The organism is Delftia sp. K82, from assembly GCF_002193035.1.
Taxonomy (GTDB): Bacteria; Pseudomonadota; Gammaproteobacteria; order Burkholderiales; family Burkholderiaceae_C; genus Comamonas; species Comamonas acidovorans.
In genome coordinates this window covers 3,209,237-3,231,043 of sequence record NZ_MYFL01000001.1, presented here as the reverse complement: position 1 = coordinate 3,231,043, position 21,807 = coordinate 3,209,237, and the positions used below count along the sequence as shown (strand labels likewise).

17 protein-coding genes and 3 tRNA genes are annotated in these 21,807 nt (G+C 65.6%); 15 read left to right on the top strand and 5 right to left on the bottom strand.

Annotation, left to right across the window (positions count from 1 at the left end):
- Positions 1 to 50: 50 nt before the first annotated feature.
- The 5 genes from KDK82_RS14170 to KDK82_RS14150 all read right to left on the bottom strand — a co-directional run bounded on the left by KDK82_RS14170 (position 51) and on the right by KDK82_RS14150 (position 5,020).
- Positions 51 to 1,469, bottom strand: a complete 1,419-nt coding sequence (locus KDK82_RS14170) for an MATE family efflux transporter (protein WP_088165254.1) — start codon at positions 1,467 to 1,469, stop codon at positions 51 to 53.
- A 54-nt stretch (positions 1,470 to 1,523) separates the two neighbouring features.
- Complete coding sequence (locus KDK82_RS14165; protein ID WP_088165253.1) at positions 1,524 to 2,144, bottom strand: DUF2239 family protein; 621 nt, start codon at positions 2,142 to 2,144, stop codon at positions 1,524 to 1,526.
- A gap of 135 nt (positions 2,145 to 2,279) precedes the next feature.
- Positions 2,280 to 2,834, bottom strand: a complete 555-nt coding sequence (efp, locus tag KDK82_RS14160; protein WP_012204719.1) for an elongation factor P — start codon at positions 2,832 to 2,834, stop codon at positions 2,280 to 2,282.
- 162 nt (positions 2,835 to 2,996) lie between these two features.
- Complete coding sequence (earP, locus tag KDK82_RS14155; protein ID WP_088165252.1) at positions 2,997 to 4,130, bottom strand: elongation factor P maturation arginine rhamnosyltransferase EarP; 1,134 nt, start codon at positions 4,128 to 4,130, stop codon at positions 2,997 to 2,999.
- A 5-nt stretch (positions 4,131 to 4,135) separates the two neighbouring features.
- On the bottom strand, positions 4,136 to 5,020 hold the full coding sequence (locus KDK82_RS14150; RefSeq protein WP_012204721.1) for a LysR family transcriptional regulator: 885 nt from the start codon (positions 5,018 to 5,020) through the stop codon (positions 4,136 to 4,138).
- A gap of 168 nt (positions 5,021 to 5,188) precedes the next feature.
- On the opposite strand from KDK82_RS14150, the gene KDK82_RS14145 reads away from it, so the two are divergent.
- The 15 genes from KDK82_RS14145 to KDK82_RS14075 all read left to right on the top strand — a co-directional run bounded on the left by KDK82_RS14145 (position 5,189) and on the right by KDK82_RS14075 (position 21,786).
- Positions 5,189 to 6,406, top strand: a complete 1,218-nt coding sequence (locus KDK82_RS14145) for a CaiB/BaiF CoA-transferase family protein (RefSeq protein ID WP_043823498.1) — start codon at positions 5,189 to 5,191, stop codon at positions 6,404 to 6,406.
- Entirely contained in the window at positions 6,403 to 7,392 is a 990-nt protein-coding gene (locus tag KDK82_RS14140; RefSeq protein ID WP_088165251.1) for a hydroxymethylglutaryl-CoA lyase, read from the top strand. Before KDK82_RS14145 ends, KDK82_RS14140 begins: the two co-directional genes overlap by 4 nt.
- Positions 7,393 to 7,443: 51 nt before the next feature.
- A complete protein-coding gene (locus KDK82_RS14135; RefSeq protein WP_043823497.1) occupies positions 7,444 to 8,430 on the top strand; it encodes a tripartite tricarboxylate transporter substrate binding protein in 987 nt (328 codons plus the stop codon).
- A gap of 58 nt (positions 8,431 to 8,488) precedes the next feature.
- Positions 8,489 to 10,441 carry an excinuclease ABC subunit UvrC gene (gene uvrC / locus KDK82_RS14130; RefSeq protein ID WP_043823496.1) on the top strand — a complete coding sequence of 651 codons (1,953 nt, stop codon included), beginning with the start codon at positions 8,489 to 8,491 and terminating at the stop codon, positions 10,439 to 10,441.
- 77 nt (positions 10,442 to 10,518) lie between these two features.
- A complete protein-coding gene (pgsA, locus tag KDK82_RS14125; RefSeq protein WP_026062576.1) occupies positions 10,519 to 11,088 on the top strand; it encodes a CDP-diacylglycerol--glycerol-3-phosphate 3-phosphatidyltransferase in 570 nt (189 codons plus the stop codon).
- Between the two features lie 452 nt (positions 11,089 to 11,540).
- Positions 11,541 to 11,813: an HU family DNA-binding protein gene (locus KDK82_RS14120; RefSeq protein ID WP_012204727.1), complete on the top strand. Its 273-nt coding sequence runs from the start codon at positions 11,541 to 11,543 to the stop codon at positions 11,811 to 11,813.
- Between the two features lie 14 nt (positions 11,814 to 11,827).
- Positions 11,828 to 11,903 (top strand) — tRNA-Val (locus KDK82_RS14115).
- A 60-nt stretch (positions 11,904 to 11,963) separates the two neighbouring features.
- Entirely contained in the window at positions 11,964 to 13,859 is a 1,896-nt protein-coding gene (locus tag KDK82_RS14110; protein WP_088165250.1) for a SurA N-terminal domain-containing protein, read from the top strand.
- 74 nt (positions 13,860 to 13,933) lie between these two features.
- Positions 13,934 to 14,009 (top strand) — tRNA-His (locus KDK82_RS14105).
- Between the two features lie 255 nt (positions 14,010 to 14,264).
- A tRNA-His gene (locus KDK82_RS14100) sits at positions 14,265 to 14,340 on the top strand.
- A gap of 450 nt (positions 14,341 to 14,790) precedes the next feature.
- A complete protein-coding gene (locus KDK82_RS14095; protein WP_088165249.1) occupies positions 14,791 to 15,303 on the top strand; it encodes a GspH/FimT family pseudopilin in 513 nt (170 codons plus the stop codon).
- A 23-nt stretch (positions 15,304 to 15,326) separates the two neighbouring features.
- Entirely contained in the window at positions 15,327 to 15,848 is a 522-nt protein-coding gene (pilV, locus tag KDK82_RS14090) for a type IV pilus modification protein PilV (protein WP_256974484.1), read from the top strand.
- A 28-nt stretch (positions 15,849 to 15,876) separates the two neighbouring features.
- Entirely contained in the window at positions 15,877 to 16,671 is a 795-nt protein-coding gene (locus tag KDK82_RS14085; protein WP_088165248.1) for a prepilin-type N-terminal cleavage/methylation domain-containing protein, read from the top strand.
- Positions 16,668 to 17,261, top strand: coding sequence for a PilX N-terminal domain-containing pilus assembly protein (locus tag KDK82_RS14080; RefSeq protein ID WP_088165247.1), 594 nt, complete (start codon positions 16,668 to 16,670; stop codon positions 17,259 to 17,261). Before KDK82_RS14085 ends, KDK82_RS14080 begins: the two co-directional genes overlap by 4 nt.
- 46 nt (positions 17,262 to 17,307) lie before the next feature.
- Positions 17,308 to 21,786: a pilus assembly protein gene (locus KDK82_RS14075; protein WP_256974483.1), complete on the top strand. Its 4,479-nt coding sequence runs from the start codon at positions 17,308 to 17,310 to the stop codon at positions 21,784 to 21,786.
- Positions 21,787 to 21,807: the final 21 nt, after the last annotated feature.

The window sequence follows — 21,807 nt, the reverse complement described above, 5'->3', positions numbered from 1 at the left end:
CAAAAAAAAACAGGCTTCCCTCGGGAAGCCTGTTTTGCATGGCGCACGCCTTACACCATGCGGCGGATCGGGCGCTTCTTCCAGACCAGCTTGTAGTAGGCGGTCTGAAGGCACAGCGTCAGGGTGTAGGACAGCGGAAGCGCCATCCAGATCCCCATCAGCCCGAAGCCGCGGCTCAGCCACCAGGCCATTGGCAGTTCCAGCACGGCGAGCACCGTGATGGTGATGGCCGTGGGAATGACCACATCGCCGCTGGCACGCATGATGGACGACAGGGCAATGAAGCAGCCCAGCAGCAGGCCGCTCCACAGCACGATGTACAGCAGCTCGATGGCCAGCACCAGCACCTGCTCGTCGGTGATGAACATGCCCAGCAGCGGCCGTGCGAACAGGCTGCCGATCAGGGCCAGGGCGGCGCCCAATGCCAGGTTCATGCGGATGGCCGTGGCCGTGATGGCTCCCAGGCGCTCGCTGCGGCCCGCGCCGATGGCCTGGGCTCCGAGGATGGAGGCCGTGATGGCGACCGAGATCACGGGAAACTGCGCAAACGAGTTGATCTGGTTGACCGCGCCATAGGCGGCCGTGGCGCTGGAGCCGAAGCCGTTGACCAGCGACACGACGACCAGCCCGGCCATGGACGAGGCAATCATCTGCACGCCCGTGGGAATGCCCACGCGCAGGATGCTCTTGAGCAGGGTCCTGTCAATGCGCATGGCCTTCCACAGCGCGGCATTGGGCGCCAGCGGGCTGCCGATGCGGCGCAGCCGCCAGCCCAGCCAGGCCAGCGCCAGGGTGAAGCCCAGGATCATGGACACGCCCGCGCTGGCCACGCCCAGGCGCGGCAGGCCGGCCCAGCCCGCGATCAGCGCCGGGGTGCAGGCCAGGCCCGTGCCCGTGGAGATCAGCAGGGCCAGCATGGGCGAGACCGTGTCGCCCACGCCGCGCAGCAGCGAGGTGGCCAGCAGGAACACGAACAGCCCCGGCATGCCCAGCAGCACGATGCGCGAGTACAGCGTGGCCTGCTCCATGATGTCGGGCGGCGTGCCCAGCAACCGCATCAGCGGCTCGGTGAACAGCCCGCCGAACAGGGCCACGATGGCGCCGAACAGCAGTCCTATGCACATGGCCGTGCCTGCGATGGCGCGCAGCTTGTCATGCATGCGCGCGCCGTAGGCCTGGCCGATCAGCACCGAGGAGCCCGCGCCCAGGCCGATCACGAAGGCGATGAAGAGGAACATCACCGGAAAAAAGGCCGCGACGGCGGCCAGCGCCTGCACACCCAGCATCTGGCCGATGAAGACGCTGTTGATGGTGCCCGACAGCGATTGCAGGATGTTGGCCAGCACCATGGGGCCCAGGAACACCAGAAAGGTGCGCCACAACGGCTGGCTGCCGGCAATGGGCGGCCCGCCGGGGCCGGATGCGGCAGGCGCGGCGGCCTGGGGCAGGGGTTCGGTTGGTTTCGTCATGTTGTGTCTGGTAATGCGACGAGAAAAGCAGAGAGGTCGGGCCGGTTCAGGTCTTCAGTCCTGGGCTGGCGCCGCAGGTGAGCCCGCCCACACGGGGCCGCCCAGTTGCTGCAGATAGCTTCGCACATCCTCGGGCCAGGTGGCAGTGTGCTGTGCGAAGGCTTCGGCCTGGCGTGCAAACAGGGCGCGGCTGGCGTCCTCGAAATGGGGCAGGTCGCCCGCCATCTCGCTCATGAAGCGGTAGACGGCTTCGGTGGCGGCGCGCACGGCATCCTGTGCGGCGTGCTTGCCGCGCGCCTCCTCGATCAGCCTGCGCAGTGCGCCGGAGGCGCCGCCGGGCTGGCGGTTCAGCCATTCCCAGTGCCGTGGCAGCAAGGTGACTTCGCGCGCCACCACGCCCAGCTTGGGGCGGCCCACGCTGCGGGGTGCGGCGGCTTCGGCGGGGGCAGGCGCTGAGGCCAGCTCGCTGCGCCAGTCCAGGTCCAGCCGCATGCCGCTGTAGTCGTCGAACACCCACAGCGGCGGCGCGGATCCGCTGCCGTGGGCCTGTTGCTCATGGCTTTGCAGGAACTGCAGGATGGCCGGCCTGCCGGCCTGCAGCAGCCGGCTGTGGCCCTGGAAGATGGTGTAGCTGGGGGCGGGCTCGGCGGCCGCTGCGCTGGATTTGGTAGTCATGCGGTGGATATTAGCCGGGTAAAATTTGCAAGTCAATTAAATCCGGGTAAATATCTGCATGAATACTGCGCGCCCAAAGAAAAAGCCCCTGGCAGAGACTGCCAGGGGCTTCGCAGAGGGAACTGCAAGCGTTGTTTAGACGCGCTTGCGGTACTCGCCCGTGCGGGTGTCGATTTCGATCTTGTCGCCCTGGCTCACGAACAGGGGCACGGGCACTTCGAAGCCGGTGGCAATCTTGGCGGGCTTGAGCACCTTGCCCGATGTGTCGCCCTTGACGGCGGGTTCGGTCCAGGTGATTTCGCGTTCCACGGAAGTGGGCAGTTCGCAGGAGATGGCCTTGCCGTCGTAGAACACGACTTCGGCTTCCATGCCGTCTTCCAGGTAGTTGATGGCGTCACCCATGTTGGTGGCTTCCACTTCGTACTGGTTGAAGTCGGCATCCATCCACACGTACATCGGATCGGCGAAGTAGGAGTAGGTGCACTCCTTCTTGTCCAGGATCACGTTGTCGATCTTGTCGTCGGCCTTGAAGACGACTTCGGTGCCCATGTTGCCCAGCAGGGACTTGAGCTTCATGCGGACGGTGGCGGCGCCGCGGCCACCGCGAGCGTATTCGGTCTTCAGGACGATCATCGGGTCCTTGCCGTGCATGATCACGTTGCCGGCGCGGATTTCTTGAGCGATTTTCATAGCTTGCTTGGCTGAGGTTGAGCCGCTCAACAGGGCAGGCAAGCGAAGTCGCTGGGACGGTGCGCCTGCCGCAGTTCCGCGGCGGGTGCAACCCTGGTTGGTCGATGGCGGCCGGCTGGCGGTCGCCCGCAGCGGCGCCTCCAGGGAGGCAAAACGTGCATTCTAGCTTTTTTCGGTCACGAAAGCTTGTAGCTGCTCAATCAATGGGGTCTGTTGCAGCAGCCGCAGGCGTGCCGCCTGCACGCATTCCTGCCATTGCTGCAGCAGCGCAGACGTGATTGCGGGCAGGGTGCTCGCCGGTGCCATGCCGTTCCAGGCATGGTGGAAGGCGCGCAGGCTGGCTGGTGCCTGCAGCCAGTCAAGAAAGGCGTCGAGCTTGTCGTGATGGGCGTCGTCGTGCTGGGGATAGATGTGCCAGACCAGCGGCTGGCCCGCCCACAGCGCACGTACCAGCGAATCCTCGCCACGCACCAGGTTCAGGTCGCAGGCCCAGAGCATTTCATCGAACTGAGGTTGGGGGCAGGGCTGCAGCGCATGCCGGGTCACCGCGCCTTGTTCCGTGGCGGGCACGCTGGCCATGGCCTGTTGCACGGCGGCGACTGCGCGCCCCGGGGTCATCAGCAAATGCGTGGCCTGCGGGACCGGGGGGGCTGCATGCAGCTCGGCCAGCCATTGCGGCAGGGCAGGGGGCTCGTAGCAGAACAGCGAGATAGCGCAATCGCCGGTGCCTATGCCGTGGCGTGTGCGCCAGGCCTGCCGGCCCTCGGAAGCAAAAGCTGCCTGGCGCGCGGCCAGGTCCGGCTCGCGCAGCAGGCCGCCTGTGGCGGCCGCGAAGCCCGGGTAGAAGAACCAGCGCGTCAACCCCGCAGCCGGCCCCGACATCAGCGGCGAGGGCAGGCGGTGGCAGCGCTCCACATAGTCCTCTGCCGACAGGTATTCGAGGTTGATCCACAGCGGTGCCCGGCGCGCGATGGCCGCCAGAAAGGGCGGCGGGATCTCGCAGCCGAAGGCCTCGATGACCACATCGCCCACGGTCTGCGGGACATCCTGCGCCTGCGTGGGCCAGCCGTGCACGCTGAGTCCGGCCGGGTGGGGCGGGGGAGCCATCCAGGCCAGGGCGCTGGCGTCGTCCATCCACAGCCGCACGCGCTGGCCGCGTGAGGCCAGGTCGGCCGCCGCGCGCCAGCACACGCCGATGTCGCCAAAGTTGTCTATGACCTGGCAGAAGATGTCCCAGGTCAGCGCAGCGGCCTGCTCTGGCAGAAGGGCCGGGGGGATGGGGTTGAAGGCAAGCATGGGGATCAGGGTTCGCACAGGTGTTCGACCAGCAACTGCGCCACGGGCGGCAGTGCCTCTTGCGAGCGCACGCACAGCATCAGCTGGCGCTCGGCCCAGGGCTCGTCCAGCGCAATGCAGCGCAGAGGGAGGGCGCCCAGGTACAGGCGTGCGCTGCCTTCGGGCAGGATGCCGACGCCCAGGCCCGAGGCCACCATCAGGCACAGCGCGTCATAGCCCGTCACCTTCATTCGCAGCCGCGGCTGCAGGCCCAGGTCGGCCGCGGCGCGCGTGATCTGGTGGTTGAGCGCGCTGCCGGCGTGCATGCCCACCAGGTCATGGTCCAGCACCTGGGCCAGCCGCAGCGAGCGCCGCCGTACCAGCGCATGGCCCTGGGGCACGATGACGATGAGGCGGTCGCGCCGGTACGGGCGCAGGCGGATCTTCTCTCCGTAGCTGCCCTGGTTGAGGATGCCGATGTCGGCCTCGTTGTCCGCCACGGCGCGCGCGATGTCGCTGCTCACCCGCTCCTGCAGGCGCACGTCCACATGCGGGTGCTGGTCCAGGAAGCGCTGCAGCTGGGAGGGCAGAAACTGCGTGATGGCCGAGATGTTGGCCATCACGCGCACATGGCCGCGCAGGCCGCTGCCGTACTCGCGCATCTGCTCGCCGATGCCGTCCAGGTCGTTGAGCACGCCGCGCGCCATGTTCAGCAGTGCATAGGCGGCAGCCGTGGGCACGCTGCCGCGGTTGCTGCGGGTGAACAGCTCCACCTGCAGCTGGCTCTCCAGCTCGGCCAGCCGCCGGCTGGCGGCCGAGGGGGCGATGTGTTCACGTGCGGCGGCGCGGGCGATGGCGCTTTCCTCCATCACGGCCACGAACAGGCGCAGCGAAATCGGGTCGAGTTTCATGGGGTGGCGATTATCTCCCGGCCCCGCCCGGCTGGGTTCTGCCATGCCGGTTTGCGATGGCAGCGTCGCGCTTGAGCGTTTTGCAGCGCGCGCGGACGGCGGCAAGATCGGCGCCGCGGCAATGCCATCGGAGGCTGGCCGCAGGAGACAAAGAGGAAGCGCTAACCCATGACACAACAGACAAGGCTGGTTCCCACCCCCGGCGCACTCAACGGCGTGCGCGTGGTCGAGATGGGGCAATTGATCGCAGGGCCGTTCTGCGGCAAGACGCTGGGCGAGTTCGGCGCCGACGTGGTCAAGATCGAGGCGCCGGGCGCGGGCGATCCGCTGCGCAACTGGCGCCTGATCAAGAACGGCACCTCGGTCTGGTGGCAGGTGCAGTCGCGCAACAAGCGCTCGGTGGCGCTGGACCTGCGCCAGCAGGAGGGCCAGGACATCGCGCGGCGCCTGATCGCCGAGGCCGATGTGCTGGTCGAGAACTTCCGCCCCGGCACGCTGGAAGGCTGGGGCATGTCGCCCGAAGAGCTGCATGCGCTCAACCCCGGCCTGGTCATCCTGCGCATCTCGGGCTACGGCCAGACCGGCCCCTACCGCGACCTGCCGGGCTTTGGCGTGATCGGCGAGGCCATGGGCGGCCTGCGCCACCTGACGGCCGAGCCGGGCCGCGTACCGGTGCGCGTGGGCGTCTCGATTGGCGACACGCTGGCCGCGCTGCATGGCGTGATCGGCGTGATGATGGCCCTGTACCACCGCAAGGTGAACGGCGGTGCCGGCCAGGTCATCGACGTGGCGCTGCACGAGGCCGTGTTCAACGTCATGGAAAGCCTGCTGCCCGAATACAGCGCCTTTGGTGCCGTGCGCGAGGCGGCGGGCAGCGCGCTGCCGGGCATTGCGCCGTCCAATGCCTATCCCTGCCAGGACGGGTGGGTGCTGGTGGCCGGCAATGGCGACTCCATCTTCAAGCGCCTGATGGCCACCATCGGTCGCCAGGACCTGGCCGACGATCCGCAGCTGGCCGACAACGCGGGCCGCGTGGCGCGCATCGCCGAGATCGACGCCGTCATCGGCGGCTGGACGCGCTCGCAGAGCGTGCAGGCCGTGATGGACCAGTTGGCCGCCGCGCGCGTGCCGGCCGGCAAGGTCTACACGGCCAAGGACATTGCCGAGGACCCGCACTACCGCGCCCGCGACATGATCCTCAGCCAGCACACGCGCGACGGCGACGACATCGAGGTGCCGGGCATCGTCCCCAAGCTCTCGCTCACGCCCGGCACGGTGCGCAGCAGTGCGCCCCATGTGGGCGATGACACCGATGCCGTGCTGGCCGAGGCCGGCCTCACGGCCCAACAGATTGCGCTGCTGCGCAGCAAGGGAGTGATCCAATGAATGCCGTCCACCCCACGGATGTCTGGCAGGGCGCGGGCCGCCGCGTTTTCTTCAACGAGGTCGGCACGCGCGACGGGCTGCAGATGGAGCAGGCCTTTGTCCCCACCGAGGACAAGATCGCCCTGGTCAATGCGCTGTCGCAGGCCGGCCTGTCCAAGATCGAGGTCACGGCCTTTGTCTCGCCCACCGCCATTCCCGCGCTGCGCGATGGCGAGATCGTCATGCGTGAGATAGAGCGCCGCCCCGGCACGGTCTACACGGCCCTGGTGCCCAATGCCCGCGGCGCCGAGCGCGCCATCGAGGCGCGCACGAACGAGCTCAACCTCGTCATGTCGGTCAGCGAGACGCATAACCTGTGCAACCTGCGCATGCAGCGCAGCCAGTCGTTCGCGGCGCTGGCCCAGGTCGTTGCCACGGCGCAGCAGGCGGGCGTGCCCGTCAACGTCTCGCTGTCGTGCTGCTTTGGCTGCCCCATGGAGGGCGAGGTGCCGCAGCAGGAAGTCTTCGACTGGGTGCAGCGCTTTGCCGACCTGGGCGTGCAGGGCATCACGCTGTGCGACACCACGGGCATGGCCTTCCCGACCCAGGTGCGTGACATGGTGGCCGCCTTCCGGCAGCGCTGGCCGCAGCTGGGACTGACCCTGCACTTCCACAACACACGCGGCATGGCCCTGGGCAATGTGCTGGCCTCGATCGAGGCGGGCGGCGACCGCTTCGATGCCTCCATCGGCGGCCTGGGCGGCTGCCCCTACGCGCCCGGCGCATCGGGCAATGCCTGCACCGAGGACATCGTCCACGCGCTGCAGCTCATGGGCTACGACACCGGCGTGGACCTGGCGCAGATCGTCGCGGCCGCGCGCAGCCTTCCCGCGCTGATCGGCCATGACACGGCCAGCCAGATCGCCAAGGCCGGCGCGCGGCTGGACCTGCACCAGCCACCAGCCGACTTTGCAGCCATCCGCGAACGGGCCTTGGCCAAGGGCTGAGGTCGGCGCGCATTCTCATTCACAAGAACCGAGCAAACCAAGGAGACAAAGATGAAGAAGATTCAACGCAGACAGATCGCAGCCGTGGCCATGGCCATCGCAGGACTGGGCCTGGGCGGCACAGCCGCGCTGGCCCAGGGCGGCTACCCCGCCAAGACCATCACCATGATCGTGCCGGCCGCAGCCGGTGGCACCACCGACCTGGCCGCGCGCATGGCGGCCCAGGCGCTGGCGCCGGTGATCGGCCAATCGGTGGTGGTGGACAACAAGGGCGGCGGCAACGGCTCCATCGCAGCCAGCCTGGTCAAGCGTGCCGAGGCCGATGGCTACACCCTGCTCATGCAGTACTCGGGCTACCACGTCATCTCGCCCCACCTGACCAAGGCCCGCATCTGGGAGCAGGGCGACTTCCAGCCCGTGGCCAATGTGCTGTCGGCGCCGCAGATCATCGTGGTGCGCTCCGAGCTGCCCGTGAAGACGCTGGCCGAACTCGTGGCCTATGCCAAGGCCAACCCCGGCAAGCTGAACTACGCCTCATCGGGCAATGGCTCGCTGCAGCACGTGACGGGCGCCATGCTGGAGCAGCAGGCCGGCATCAAGATGGTCCACGTCCCCTACAAGGGCACCGGCCCCGCGCTGCAGGACCTGCTGGGCGGCCAGGTGGACCTGACCTTCGGCACGGCGCCGCCCTTCATGCCCCATGTGCAAAGCGGCAAGCTGCGCGTGCTGGCCGTCACCGGCACGCAGCGCCTGCCCAGCCTGCCTGATGCGCCCACCACGGCCGAGGCCGGCTATGCGGGCGTCAACGCCACCTCCTGGTTTGCCGTGTTCGCGCCTGCCGCCACGCCCAAGCCCGTGATCGACAAGCTCACGGCCGACCTCAAGAAGGTGGTGGAGAACCCGGCCTTCAAGCAAAAGGCACAGGAGCAGGGCGCCACGGCGGACTACATGAGCCCGCAGCAGCTGGGCGCCATGGTCAAGACCGAGTGGTCCAACTGGGCCCAGGTGGTCAAGTCCTCGAAGATCGAGGCCGAGTAAGAGCCCGGGGGCCCGCAGGCCCGCTGCGGCGGGCCCGGGCAGCGGCCACAATAGGCGCATGTCCGAATCCCATTCCGATGAACTGCTGGCCCAGGTGGCAGCGCTGCCGGGTCTGCCCGGCGTCTACCGCTATTTCGACGCGGCAGGCACGCTGCTGTACGTGGGCAAGGCCATCAACCTCAAGCGCCGCGTCTCCAGCTACTTCACCAAGAACCATGGCGGCACGCGCATAGGCCACATGGTGGGCAAGATCGCCCGCATGGAGACCACGGTGGTGCGCTCCGAGGCCGAGGCCCTGCTGCTCGAAAACAACCTCATCAAGACGCAGCACCCCAAGTACAACATCCTGTTCCGGGACGACAAGAGCTATCCCTACCTGAAGATCACCGGCGTGGCCGCGCGCGACGGCCAGGCTGGCGAGCCTGCCCACCAGCGCTTCGCGCGCATGGCCTACTACCGTGGTGCCGTGGACAAGCGCCACCGCTACTTCGGTCCCTATCCCAACGCCTGGGCCGTCAAGGAAAGCATCCAGCTGCTGCAGAAGGTCTTCCGGCTGCGCACCTGCGAGGACACGGTCTTTGCCAACCGCTCGCGCCCCTGCCTGCTCTACCAGATCAAGCGCTGCAGCGGCCCTTGCGTGGATCTGATCTCGCCCGAAGCCTATGCGCTGGATGTGCGCAATGCCGAGGCCATGCTGCGCGGCGAAACCCAGGAACTGCTGCGCCAGCTGGAGGCCCGCATGATGGAGCACGCCGGGCGCATGGAATACGAGCAGGCCGCCGAGGTGCGCAACCAGATGACGGCGCTGTCGCGCGTGCTGCACCAGCAGGTCATAGAAACCGCCGACGACCGCGACGTGGACATCCTCGCCGTGAAAGTGCAGGGCGGCCGCGCCTGCGTGAACCTGGCCATGGTGCGCGGCGGCCGTCACCTGGGCGACCGGCCGTACTTTCCCGCCAACCTGGGCGATGCCGCCTCGGTCTACGCCGGCGAGGAAGAGGCCAGTCTTGCCGAGTCCGCACGCCCGGTCGAGGACATCGTGCTGGAGGCCTTCATCGCCCAGCACTACACCGGCGTGGCCGTGCCGCCCGTGCTCATCGTCAGCCATCCGGTGGACAAGAAGCTGCTGGCCCTGCTGAGCGAGCAAGGCGGCGTGCGCATTACCGCCGTGCAGCAGCCGCGCGAGCAGCGGCGCATCTGGCTGGAGATGGCGCAAAAGAACGCCGACATCCAGATGGCCCGCCTGCTGGCCGAAGAAGGCTCGCAGCAGGCGCGCACGCGCGCGCTGGTCGAGGCGCTGGACCTGGCCTGCGAGAACCTGGACGAGCTCACCATCGAATGCTTCGACATCTCGCACACGGCGGGCGAGGCCACGCAGGCCTCCTGCGTGGTCTTCCATCACCACAAGATGCAAAGCAGCGAGTACCGGCGTTTCAACATCGAAGGCATCACGGGCGGCGACGACTATGCCGCCATGCGCCAGGTGCTGACGCGCCGCTACAGCCGCGTGGCCGAAGCGCAAAGAGAGGCGGGTGGTGCCGAGCTCACGGGCAAGCAGCCGCAACTGCCGGACCTGGTGCTGGTCGACGGCGGCAAGGGCCAGGTCAGCATGGCGCGCGAAGTCTTCGAGCAGCTGGGCCTCGATGTCTCGCGCATCGTGGGCGTGGAAAAGGGCGAGGGGCGCAAGGTCGGCCTGGAAGAGCTGGTCTTTGCCGACGGGCGCGAGAAGATCTACCTGGGCTACGACTCGGCCGCGCTGATGCTGGTGGCCCAGATCCGCGACGAGGCCCACCGCTTCGCCATCACCGGCATGCGCGCGGCGCGTGCCAAGGTGCGGGTGGGCGGCGGCAAGCTCGAGGAGATTCCGGGCGTCGGCCCCAAGAAGCGCGCGCGCCTGCTGCAGCGCTTTGGCGGCGTGCGCGGCGTGTCCGAAGCCACCGTCGAGGACCTGTGCAGCGTGGACGGCATCTCTGCCGCGCTGGCTGAAGATATCTACCGTGCATTGCATTGAAATGACCGTCCCGCAGGCTGCACCGCGGGCCTTGAAACAGAACCTCAAACACCAAGGTACGTGACACAATGGCGGCCATGTTTCTCACAATCCCCACCTTGATGACCTGTACGCGGATCGTCGCGATTCCGCTGATCGTCGGGGTGTTCTACGCGCCGTTCGATGTGGCGACCCGCAACCTGGTCGCCACGGTCATGTTCATCGTCTTCGCGGCCACCGACTGGCTCGACGGCTACCTGGCGCGCAAGCTCAACCAGACATCGGCCTTCGGCGCCTTCCTCGACCCGGTGGCCGACAAGTTCCTGGTCTGCGCGTCGCTGCTGGTGCTGGTGCACCTGCAGCGCACCGATGTGTTCGTGGCCCTGATCATCATCGGCCGCGAGATCGCCATCTCGGCTCTGCGCGAGTGGATGGCGCACCTGGGCGCGGGCAAGAGCGTGGCCGTCCACATGCTCGGCAAGCTCAAGACCACGGCGCAGATGGTGGCCATCCCCTTCCTGCTGTACGACGGCCGTGTGTTCGGCATGATCGACACCGGCGTCTGGGGCCAGGTGCTGATCTGGGTGGCGGCGGTGCTCACCGTCTGGTCGATGGTGTACTACCTGCAAAAAGCCCTGCCCGAGATCCGCGCGCGGGTCACGCACTGAGGGCCTTTCCGGCCGTTCCCGGGATCCTGCGCCAGACACGTCAAACTGTCTGGCGTTGCTATTTTTTTGGAAGCATGTGAATCAGGCAGGGCAGCAGCTGCGGCGTCGTGGATGCGAAGCGGTGAGGCGCATTGCAGCACTGGCAAGGCCTGCAGCGGACAAGTCCATTGTCAACCCTTGTCAATTCGTGAAGCCGCTAGCCTGCGCCGGGCGCAAAAAACCGGCCGCAAAGCCAAAGCTGGCGCCAAAACCGCATAGAATCGTCCCCTGTCGCTGCGATGCGCAGCGTGCATTGACACCTGGAAGGTCGATGGCTTTAATTCACCGATGTCTGCCCCGAGGCAGGCGTCGAACGGCAAGCCAGATTCCGTATCCGTCGCGCCGGGTTTCTGGTCGCGCCAAGTTGGTGGCCGCAGAGACATCCCATTCACTTATTTCTCCAGAGGCATCTTGTGAATAAAACCGAACTGATTGAGCACATCGCTAACAACGCCGACATCTCCAAGGCTGCGGCTGCTCGTGCACTGGATTCCACGATTGAGGCTGTGAAGAAAACCCTCAAAAAGGGTGGTACAGTGTCGCTCGTTGGTTTTGGCACATTCGCCGTTGGTAAGCGCGCTGCTCGTACGGGCCGCAACCCCCGCACCGGCGAAACCATCAAGATCAAGGCCGCCAAGGTTCCAAAGTTCCGTCCGGGCAAGGCATTGAAAGATGCCCTGAACTGACACCAGTCAAGGTGGGGTGCTTAGCTCAGTTGGTAGAGCGGCGCCCTTACAAGGCGTAGGTCGGCGGTTCGACCCCGTCAGCACCCACCAAGAACAAAAGGCGAACGAAAGTTCGCCTTTTCTATTTCTGCCATTGAAAGACGACAGACCATGTTCGAATCCATCCGCAAGCATTCCAAGTTCGTGATGATCTTGTTGTTCTTGCTGATCATTCCCTCGTTCATCTTCGTGGGTGTGAACCAGAACTACTTCACAGAGTCCAGCGTCATCGTCGCACGTGTCGATGGTCATGAGATCAAGCAGGCCGACTGGGAGAACGCGCACCGCATGGAGAGTGATCGCCTGCGCGCCGAGAACCCCAACATCGACCCCAAGCTGCTGGACTCGCCGCAGGCGCGCTACGCCACGCTGGAGAAGATGGTGCGTGACCAGGTGCTGGCCGCTGCCGTGCAGAAGATGCATCTGGCAGCGTCCGACGCCCAATTGGTGCGTACGCTGCAGGAGATTCCCGCGATTGCCGCGCTCAAGAAGCCTGATGGCTCGATGGATGCCGAGGCCTACCGCGCCCTGGTCGGATCGCAGGGCCTGACGCCCGAAGGCTTCGAGGCCAACCTGCGCCGCGAGCTGTCCATGAACCAGGTGATGGGTGGCGTGACGGGTACGGCCTTTGCGACCGACACCCAGGTCAAGCAGGCCATCGATGCGCTGTACCAGCGCCGCGAAGTGCAGGTGGCGCGCTTTGATGCCAGCGCCTACGCCAGCAAGGTCCAGCCCACCGAGGCCGACCTCAAGGCCTACTACGACGCTCACACCAGCCAGTTCCAGCAATCGGAGCAGGCCAAGGTGGAATACCTGCTGCTGGACGTTCCCAGCATCGAGGCCGGCATCACGCTGAGCGAAGACGATGTGCGTTCCTACTACAACCAGAACGCCGAGCGCCTGGCCGGCCCCGAAGAGCGCCGTGCCAGCCACATCCTGATCAATGCAAGCAAGGATGCGCCTGCTGCCGAGCAGGAAAAAGCCAAGGCCAAGGCCGAGGAACTGCTGGCCGAGCTGCGCAAGGACCCCAAGCGCTTCGCCGAACTGGCCAAGGCAAATTCGCAGGACGGTGGCTCCGCTGCATCGGGTGGCGATCTGGGCTACTTCGGCCGCGGTGCCATGGTCAAGCCCTTCGAGGACGCAGCCTTCGGCATGAAGGTGGGCGACATCAGCGACGTGGTGCACAGCGACTTCGGCTACCACATCATCTCGCTGGTGGACATCAAGAAGCCCAAGGCGCCGAGCTTCGAGCAGATGCGTCCCAAGCTGGAAGCCGAACTCAAGCAGCAGCAGGCCCAGCGCAAGTTCGCCGAACTGGCGGAAGGCTTCTCCAACGCGGTCTACGAGCAGTCGGACAGCCTGCAGCCCGTGGCCGAGAAGTTCAAGCTCACCGTGCAAAAGGCAGACCATGTGACGCGCCAGCCCGGCCCCAACGTCAAGGGTCCCCTGGCCAATCCCCGCTTCCTGGAAGCGCTGTTCTCCAGCGATTCGCTGAACAACAAGCGCAACACCGATGCGGTGGAGCTGGGTTCCAACCAGTTGGTGGCCGGCCGCGTGGTGGAGTACACGCCTGCCCGCACGCTGCCCATGGCCGAGGTCGGCGACAAGCTGCGCACCCTGTACGTGGCGCAAAAGTCCGCCGAACTGGCCAAGGCCGATGGCGAGGCCAAGCTTGCAGCATGGAAGGCCAAGCCTGATGCGGCGCAACTGCCTGCCGCCAAGGTGATCAGCCGTGACCAGCCCGAAGGCCTGTCGCGCGAAGTGGTGGATGCCGCCCTGCGCGCACCGACCGCTCAGCTGCCTGCCTGGACGGGTGTCGACATGGGTGCCCAAGGCTATGCCGTGGTCAAGATCAACCGCATCGTCGAGCGCCCGGCCGACGATGCACAGGCTGCTGCCGCGCAGAAGCAGGACTTCCTGCGAAGCTCTGCGGTCGCAGAAGCTATGGCATACTACGAGCTTCTCAAGAAACAGCTCAAGGTGCAGATCAAGGTCCCGCGCCCCTGATGAGAGAAATTTCTAGAAAGACAGAAATTTCAAAAATCAAGCAGTTTTTTAGAATAGAATAGCGTTCTTCTACGGTGGCTGTAGCTCAGTTGGTAGAGTCCAGGATTGTGATTCCTGTTGTCGTGGGTTCGAGCCCCATCAGCCACCCCAAATAAAAAAATCCCCAGAGCAGAAATGCTCTGGGGATTTTTGCTTTGGGCGGCAGGGGGACTGGTTGTCCCCGAAAGCTCCAGGGACGCCGGACAAGGTCCCTGCCGGCTGCGGCTGCATGGAGGATGGCGGCATCCTGCCCGTTGCCCGCATCCCCCGATGCGCCTTTGTTCCGGCTGCTCCCGATGCGTTACGCAACGCCTGTTCCAAAGCATTTGTCTGCTGGTTTTTGGCATATAATCGAATGCTTCAACGGTGGCTGTAGCTCAGTTGGTAGAGTCCAGGATTGTGATTCCTGTTGTCGTGGGTTCGAGCCCCATCAGCCACCCCAAACAAGAAAATCCCCAGTGCAGAAATGCACTGGGGATTTTTGCTTTGGGCGAAAACTTTTTCTTCCTCGGGCTGCAAGCAGACGGGATATTCGCATGGCCAATCGCGCTGCGGCTGGATTGCGGCCGCTCATGCTGCCGTGGATTTTCAGGTGCTTGATGCGAGGCCTGCCTGCCTGACTTCGGGATCTGTCGTATCGCCACCGTGGCCATGCCCGTCGCGCGGGCCGTTCCGCCGAGCTTGCGTGCGCCGACGGCGGGCCGGGCTTGCTGGATGGGGTGTTGCGCTCTGCGCAGGTTTTTATAAGACAAGTCCTATATTTGTCCCATGACCTGTGTCAATAGGTGTTTTGCATTGCTATTGAATTACGATTGTAAACATCAATCAAGAGCAATGGCGCAGGGCTTTCAGGCCTGTCGCATGGTCCCCCGCCAACGAGAAGCACGCTTGCATGAAAAATCCCGGTTACACACGCAACGGCTGTCCAGGTGGCAGGTGGCAACGGCCCCGTGGCTTCACCCTCATCGAGATGATGGTCGTGGTGGCGCTGGTCGCGATTCTGGCCGCTCTGGCCGCTCCTTCCTTCATCGCCCAAATAGCCAACCAGCGCGTCAGCTCGGCTGCGCTCGAGTTGCAGTCGTTGCTGCAGCTGGCTCGCTCCGAAGCGGTCTACAAACGGGTGGAAAGCAGCTTCGTGGGCACGGGGCAGACATGGTCCGCCAAGTCGGGGGGGCAACTGGTGCGCGAGGCCCGGGTGCCTGATGCCGTGACCGTGTCGCCCTCCGGTGATTCTTCCCAGGGCGTCCTGTTCGAAACCACGGGGACCGCCAAGCAGTTCTCCGGCGCCAGCACGCTGTACACGCTGACCGTCACGGCTCGCCATGCCACGCGCATGCACTGCCTGAGAGTGACTCGCGCCGGGCTTGTGCGCCAGCAGCGGCTGCCTGCCGGCGGCAGTTGCTGATGCGCGTGCAACGGGTCTGCAACATGTCCATTCCTTTTTCTTCTCGCAGGCAACGCGGCGCAGGCCTTATCGAGGTACTCGTCGCCGTGCTGCTGGTGGCCGTGGGGCTGCTGGGCGCCGTGCGCATCCATGTGCGTGCCATTGAATACACCGTGGATACCGAGCGGCGCCAGATGGCATCCATGCTGGCTTCCGAACTGCTGGAGACCCTGCGGGGGGATACAGCCACGGTCCTGGACGCGAAAGGGGCGCCCGTGGCGGAACTGGGCGGCTACCAGAAGCTGGAGGGGGCCGCGATGCCCGCGGCCCCTGCGGCCTGCCAGCCTTTGCCGCAGCCGCGGGCGCAGCGCCTGGCCTGCTGGGGCGAGCGGGCCCGCAAGCTGATGCCCGATCTCACCGCGGACCGCATCGACAGCTCCTTCGCCGTGAGCGCCGATGCCGATGGCCTGGTGTCCGTGACGGTGGCCTGGCCGGTCAAGAAAGGCCAATGTCTGGATGGAAGCGACAATGAATTTTGCACATTCACGCTGCGGTCGCGGCTTTGAGCGCGGGCCGGGCGCACGGGCGTGCCGCATGCGCATGCCGTCCCAAGAGGGCATGTCCCTGGTGGAGATTCTGGTGGCGCTAGCCATCGGCCTGTTCCTCGTGCTGATTGCCACCACCATCTACATGCAGGGGCTGTCGAGCTTCGGTTTTCGCGTGGGGCAGAGCGAGAACCTCGGCAACAGCCGGCTGGCACTGGCCGTGCTGGACTCCGAGTTCTCCAAGGCAGGCTACAGGAGAGACCCTTCGCAGGCGATGTTCGACGCATTTCCTGCCGATTCCTCGCCCCATCCCAACGGCTGCCAGTTCGCCCAGGGACAGGCGCTCTACGCGGCTGACACGCAGAGCATCTGCCTTCGCTTCCAGCCCCGGGACGCTGCGGAAACCGATTGTGCGGGCACGCCCGCGAACCTGGGAGCCGCCGGCCCCTATGACGCTCCGGCGCCGGCGACCGGCATGTTCGCGGAGAAATACACCGTTGAAAGTGGTGTGCTGGTGTGCCGGGCAGCGCAGGAGGTTGTGCCGCTCGCCGATGGCGTGCGGGCGGTGCATTTCGAGTTCGGCATCGATCGGCAGACAGCGCCCGGAGCGATACGCCGGGTCGATGCCTTCGCGGCCACGTTGCCCGGGCAGCAGGAAGCCATCCGTTCCCTGCGCCTTGCCCTCTTGCTGGAAAGCTCCGGCAAGGTGACGCAGGGCATGGCCTCCACCGTCTGCGAGCGTTGGGCGCAACTGGGCGGCGCCGCGGCCCGATGCGATGCGAATGCCGGCCCCCTGCTGCAACTGGCCACCGGCACGCTCACCCTGAGGAATCTGATGCCATGACCGCGCTGATCGGAGCCCGGAGCCGCCGCAGCATGTCCTGTGTCCTGCACGGGCGCCAGCGCGGCAATGCCTTGCTGGTGTCCATGATCATGCTGCTGCTGGTGTTGTTGCTGGCGGTGGTCGGCATGCGCGTGGCCACGCTGGAGGCGCGCATCGCTGCCAACATGGTGGATAGCCAGCGGCTGTATGAAACCGCGGATGGCACGCTGCGAGAAGGCGAGCGCAAGCTGCTGGAGCATGCCGTCGCACTCAAGCCCTGCAATGGCGCCGGCACTCCGGTGGCCGAGGGCAGCGGCATTCCCTGCTCGGTGTCCGACGTGCGTACGGACTCCATCGGGCTCGGTACGGATTTTCGTACGACCAAGGCCAAGGCGGCCGGGTTTCAGAAGCCCGATGGGTACTGGTATCCCCGATACATCACGACCGCCTGTCCCAAGTCGGGTAGTGCGACGTCCGCGCTGGATGCACCCGCCACCGGCTGCACGGACTTCTATGAGGTCAATGCCCAGGCCACGGAAAAGTCGCAGGCCCAGGCCTGCGGAGCGGATGCGCTGTGCCTGCGGTCCAGCGTCAACATGTTCATAAAGTAAGCAGGGGGAGGGAGCTTCAATGGCTCGCATTGCAAGTTGGAAAATCATGCATGGCCCGAGGGCGCGCCAGGGCCGGGCACGCGCGTGGCCGGCCCTGGCGCTGTGGACGTGCGCACTGGCACTGACCAGTACGCCGGCGCATGCCCAGGGGCGTGCGGACACCGTGCTGTCCCAGTTGCCGCTGTTCGTGAACCAGGCGTTGGCGCCCTTGAACATGCTGGTGATGGGGCGTGACCACAAGCTGTACTACGAGGCCTACAACGATGCCTCCGACCTCAACGGCGACGGTGTGATCGATGTCGGGTACAAGCCGGACCAGATCGACTACTACGGCTACTTCAACAACAACGTCTGCTATAGCTATTCCAAGGGTGTTTTCGTGCCCTCGCAGGCAGCGACCGGAAGCAACAGGAAAAAGTGCTCGAACAACTGGAGCGGCGACTTCCTGAACTATCTGGGCACATCGCGCATGGACGCCATACGCCGCGTGCTCTATGGCGGCATGCGTGCGGAGGACACGGCTTCGCGCACCGTTTTGCAGACCGCCTACATTCCCAGGGATGCGCACAGCTGGGGCAAGGCCTATGACCCTGCGCGGGATGCCAAGGTCTACAGCATTTCGGACTATGCGCCGCTGCGCCAGCCGGCGTCCGGTACGCGCCATCTGTTTGCCGTCACCACGCTGGGGGAGGCCGCTGGCGTCATCACCCAGTTGCGCGTGCTCAATGACTCCTCGTTCCAGATCTGGGATTGGGTGTCCCAGGAGGGCTTTGCAGGGCAGAGCAACTGTGCAGGCGGCAATTCGTGCGCGCGAGGCACCAGCAGGATCACCGACTACAACCTGCTTGTGGAGGCCTGCTCCAGCAGCAATGTCCAGTTGCTCGAGGCCAGCTGCAAGGCCTATCCCAACGGCGGCAAGACCATCTACAAGCCCACGGGGCTGCTGCACGACTTCGGAGAGAACGGGAAGATGTACTTCGGCCTGCTCACAGGCTCGTACGAGAAAAACATCGCTGGCGGCGTGCTGCGCCGCAATATCAGCAATTTCGCAGAGGAAGTCGACCCTCAGACGGGCCAGTTCAGGACGGGTGTCAATGGCGTGGTCGCCAACATAGACCGCCAGCGCCTGATCGGCTACACCGGCGGCAAATACGTGGAATGCGGCTGGATCACGTCCGGCCCCATCAGTTCGCTGGACAAGCCTTCGAAGTGCGCCATGTGGGGCAACCCCATCAGCGAGATGATGTTCGAGACCATGCGCTATTTCGGCGGCGCGTCCCAGGCCCTCGGCATCTATGACTACGCCGGCAGCTCCTCCAAGGATGCGTCCCTGGGCCTGTCCAAGCCCGCCTGGGAAACGCCCTACAGGGCCAAGGCCGAAGGCGGGGGCGGCTACCAGTACTGCTCCCGTCCCGTCATGACGGTGCTCAGCGACATCAATCCCTCCTACGACGGCAAGCTGCCCGGCAGCCGCTACGCGAGCGTCGGTGCCAGCGCCCTCAATGGCTTCAATGTCTCTGACGAGGCGGCGGCCATCGGCTCGGCCGAGCGCATAGACGGGAAGAACTTCTTCATCGGCCAGTCAACGTCGGCCAATGCCGACCAGGCTCCTTCGGTCAAGACCATTGCAGACCTGTCCTGGGCGCGCGGCCTGTCTCCCGAGGAGCCCAGCAAGGAAGGCACCTACTATGCCGCCGGTGTGGCCCGTTTCGGCGCCAGGAATGCCATCTTCGGCAACAGCCAGGGCAAGAATGCGTTGAGGACCTACTCCGTGGCCATTGCGTCACCGCTGCCGGAAATACGCTTTCCGATCGGCGGCAAACGCTTTGTGACCATTGCGCCGTTTGCCAAGACCGTCTCCGGCAGTGCCGGTGGCAGCACCGTGAACAATGCGGTCTTCACGCCGACCAACCAGATCGTCGACTACTACGTGGTCAACATTGCCAACACGGGCAAGGCGGACATCGATGCCTCGGTCAATGGCGGGCGGCCCTACGCGGAGTTCCGCATCAACTACGAGGACGTGGAGCAGGGCGCCGACCATGACATGGACGCCATCGCGCGCTACACGGTCGCGCTGCAGGCCGATGGCAAGGTGAAGATCGACATGGTGTCCGAATACGCCGCTGGCGGCCTGGGACAGCACATGGGCTATGTGATCTCGGGCACCACCAAGGACGGCATGTACCTGGAGGTGCGTGACAAGGACACGGCCTCGGCCTACTACGCCTACAACACGCCACCCAATCGCGATCCGGGCTACTGCCGGGGCAGCATCTCGGCCCAGCAGCGCACGGAATGCACGAACCTGGGACTCACGGCCACCCGCAGCTTCACTCCCGGCAATGCGACCGACGCGGGCAGCTTCCTGAAGGGACCGCTGTGGTATGCCGCCAAGTACGGTGTGCCGGACCGCGACCCCTCCAAGATCACGGGAGATCCGGACAACTATTTTCTGGTGACCAATGCCGGCACGCTCAAGGACCAATTGACCAAGGCGTTCAACGACATCCTGCAGAGCATCAGTTCCGTGACGGCGGTCAGCGTGGACATGCCCACTGCGACACTGGGCGAAGGCGCCGACCTGTACCGGACCACGTTCGAGGTCCAGTACTGGAGCGGCGACGTCATCCGCGAGAAGCTCACCACCAGCGACAGAACGCTGGTCTGGAGCGCGGCGGAACTCCTGTCGGCGCGGTCCGCCGATGACCGCAAGATCTACTATCCCAGCAGGACCGGCAGTGCCGTGTCGCTGAGCCCTTTCACGTACTCCAGTCTCAGCGGGCAGCGCTCCGATGCGTCCTGGCTGGCCGTGCTCAACACGGACCCTGCCACGAACTCCGCCGATGGCCAGGCAAAAAAGCGCATCGAGTTCCTGCGTGGCGAGGTGCGCGATGACTTGCGCGTGCGCAAGCCCCTGGACAGCGGAAAGCCCAATGTGCTGGGCGATATCGTCAATTCCTCGCTGGTGCGGGTCAAGGGCGGCCTGTACCGCGCCTCCGCTGCGGACAAGCTGGAGGGCAGCGCCACCTATGCCGCCTTTGCCGCGAAACAGGCGGCCAAGGAGATGCTGTATGTGGGCGCCAACGACGGCATGCTGCACGCCTTCGACGCGGCATCGGGCAAGGAGGAGTTCGCCTTCATTCCATCGGGGGTGAAGAATTCGCTCAATGTCCTGACGTCCCGGTATGGCGCGGGCGGCGCTCCCCACCGCTACTTCGTGGACGGGACGCCCGTGGTCTCGGATGTCTACTTCGGCAACGCCTGGCACAGGGTGCTGGTCGGCAGCCTGGGCGCGGGCGGGCGGCAGGTCTTCGCGCTGGACGTCACGGACCCCACCTCCCCCCGGTTGCTGTGGGAGTTCGGGGTTGAACAGGACGAACGCATGGGTTACTCGATGCCCGCGCCTGTCGTTGCGCGGCTCAACGACGCCGGCCGGTCCAAGGGCAGGTGGGTGGTGTTCCTGTCCAATGGCTACCAGGCGTCGAACAGCGCCTCCGGCGAGTCCAGCCTGTTTGTGCTGGATGTCTCCAGTGGCGAGGTCATCCGGCGCTTTGATTTCGCGGCAGGCATGACGGCCGCGGAGCTGAGCGCGCTGCCTGCGCCGAAGAACGGCCTGTCGCGCGCCGCCGTGGTGGACAACAACGGCGATGGCAAGGTGGACCTGGCCTATGCCGGTGATCTTGCGGGCAATGTATGGCGCGTGGACCTGGCCAGCGGTGCCAGCGGCTCATGGAATGCGCAACTGTTCTTTGTGGCACGCGAGTCCGAACGCAGCGGCGGCAAGCGGCTGTCCATCACCACCGCACCCTACGTGGTGCGGCACTCCAGCGGCAAGGGCGATGTGGTGGCCTTCGGTACGGGCCGCTTCATGACGGATGACGACAAGCTGGACATGCGCCGGCAATCGGTGTTCGGTATCTGGGATCGCTACGGCACACCCGCCACGACTGCGCCGCAGCCGCTGCCTACCGCCGGCAAGGGACGCGGGGATCTGCAGGCCCAGCAGTTCACCCAGGTGAGCGGCTTTCCGGGCAAGTTCGCCCTGTCGGCCAACCCGGTCACCTGGTACAAGGACGCCACCAGCACCGCCGACTCCAATGTGCACAGCTGGGGCTGGTACGTCGATCTGCCGCGCGACGGAGAAAGACTGGTCTACGACATGAGCCTGTACGGGCGGGGACTGGTGTTCACCTCCATCCGGCCGCCGCTGGGCGACCCCTGCTCCGCGGGCCTGGCCAGCACGATCTACGCCATCGATCCCGACACTGGGGGCAAGACCGACTATGTCGCCTTCGATGTGAACGGCGACGGCATCTTCAACGCCTCCGACAACCTGGCAGGCCAGCAGGTCAACGGCCGCGAGGTGGGGCCGGGCAGGCCCACCATCAGCGGCGCGAAGATCTTCGACTCCAGCGGAAAGCCAAGCGGGGCGGGAGACCCAGTCAAGACCGGGGGCGACGATATCAACAGCGGAGTGGACCGGGGGCGACAGAGCTGGCGCCGCCAGCCAGCGAACCCGTGACCGCCATCCCATCCACTACAC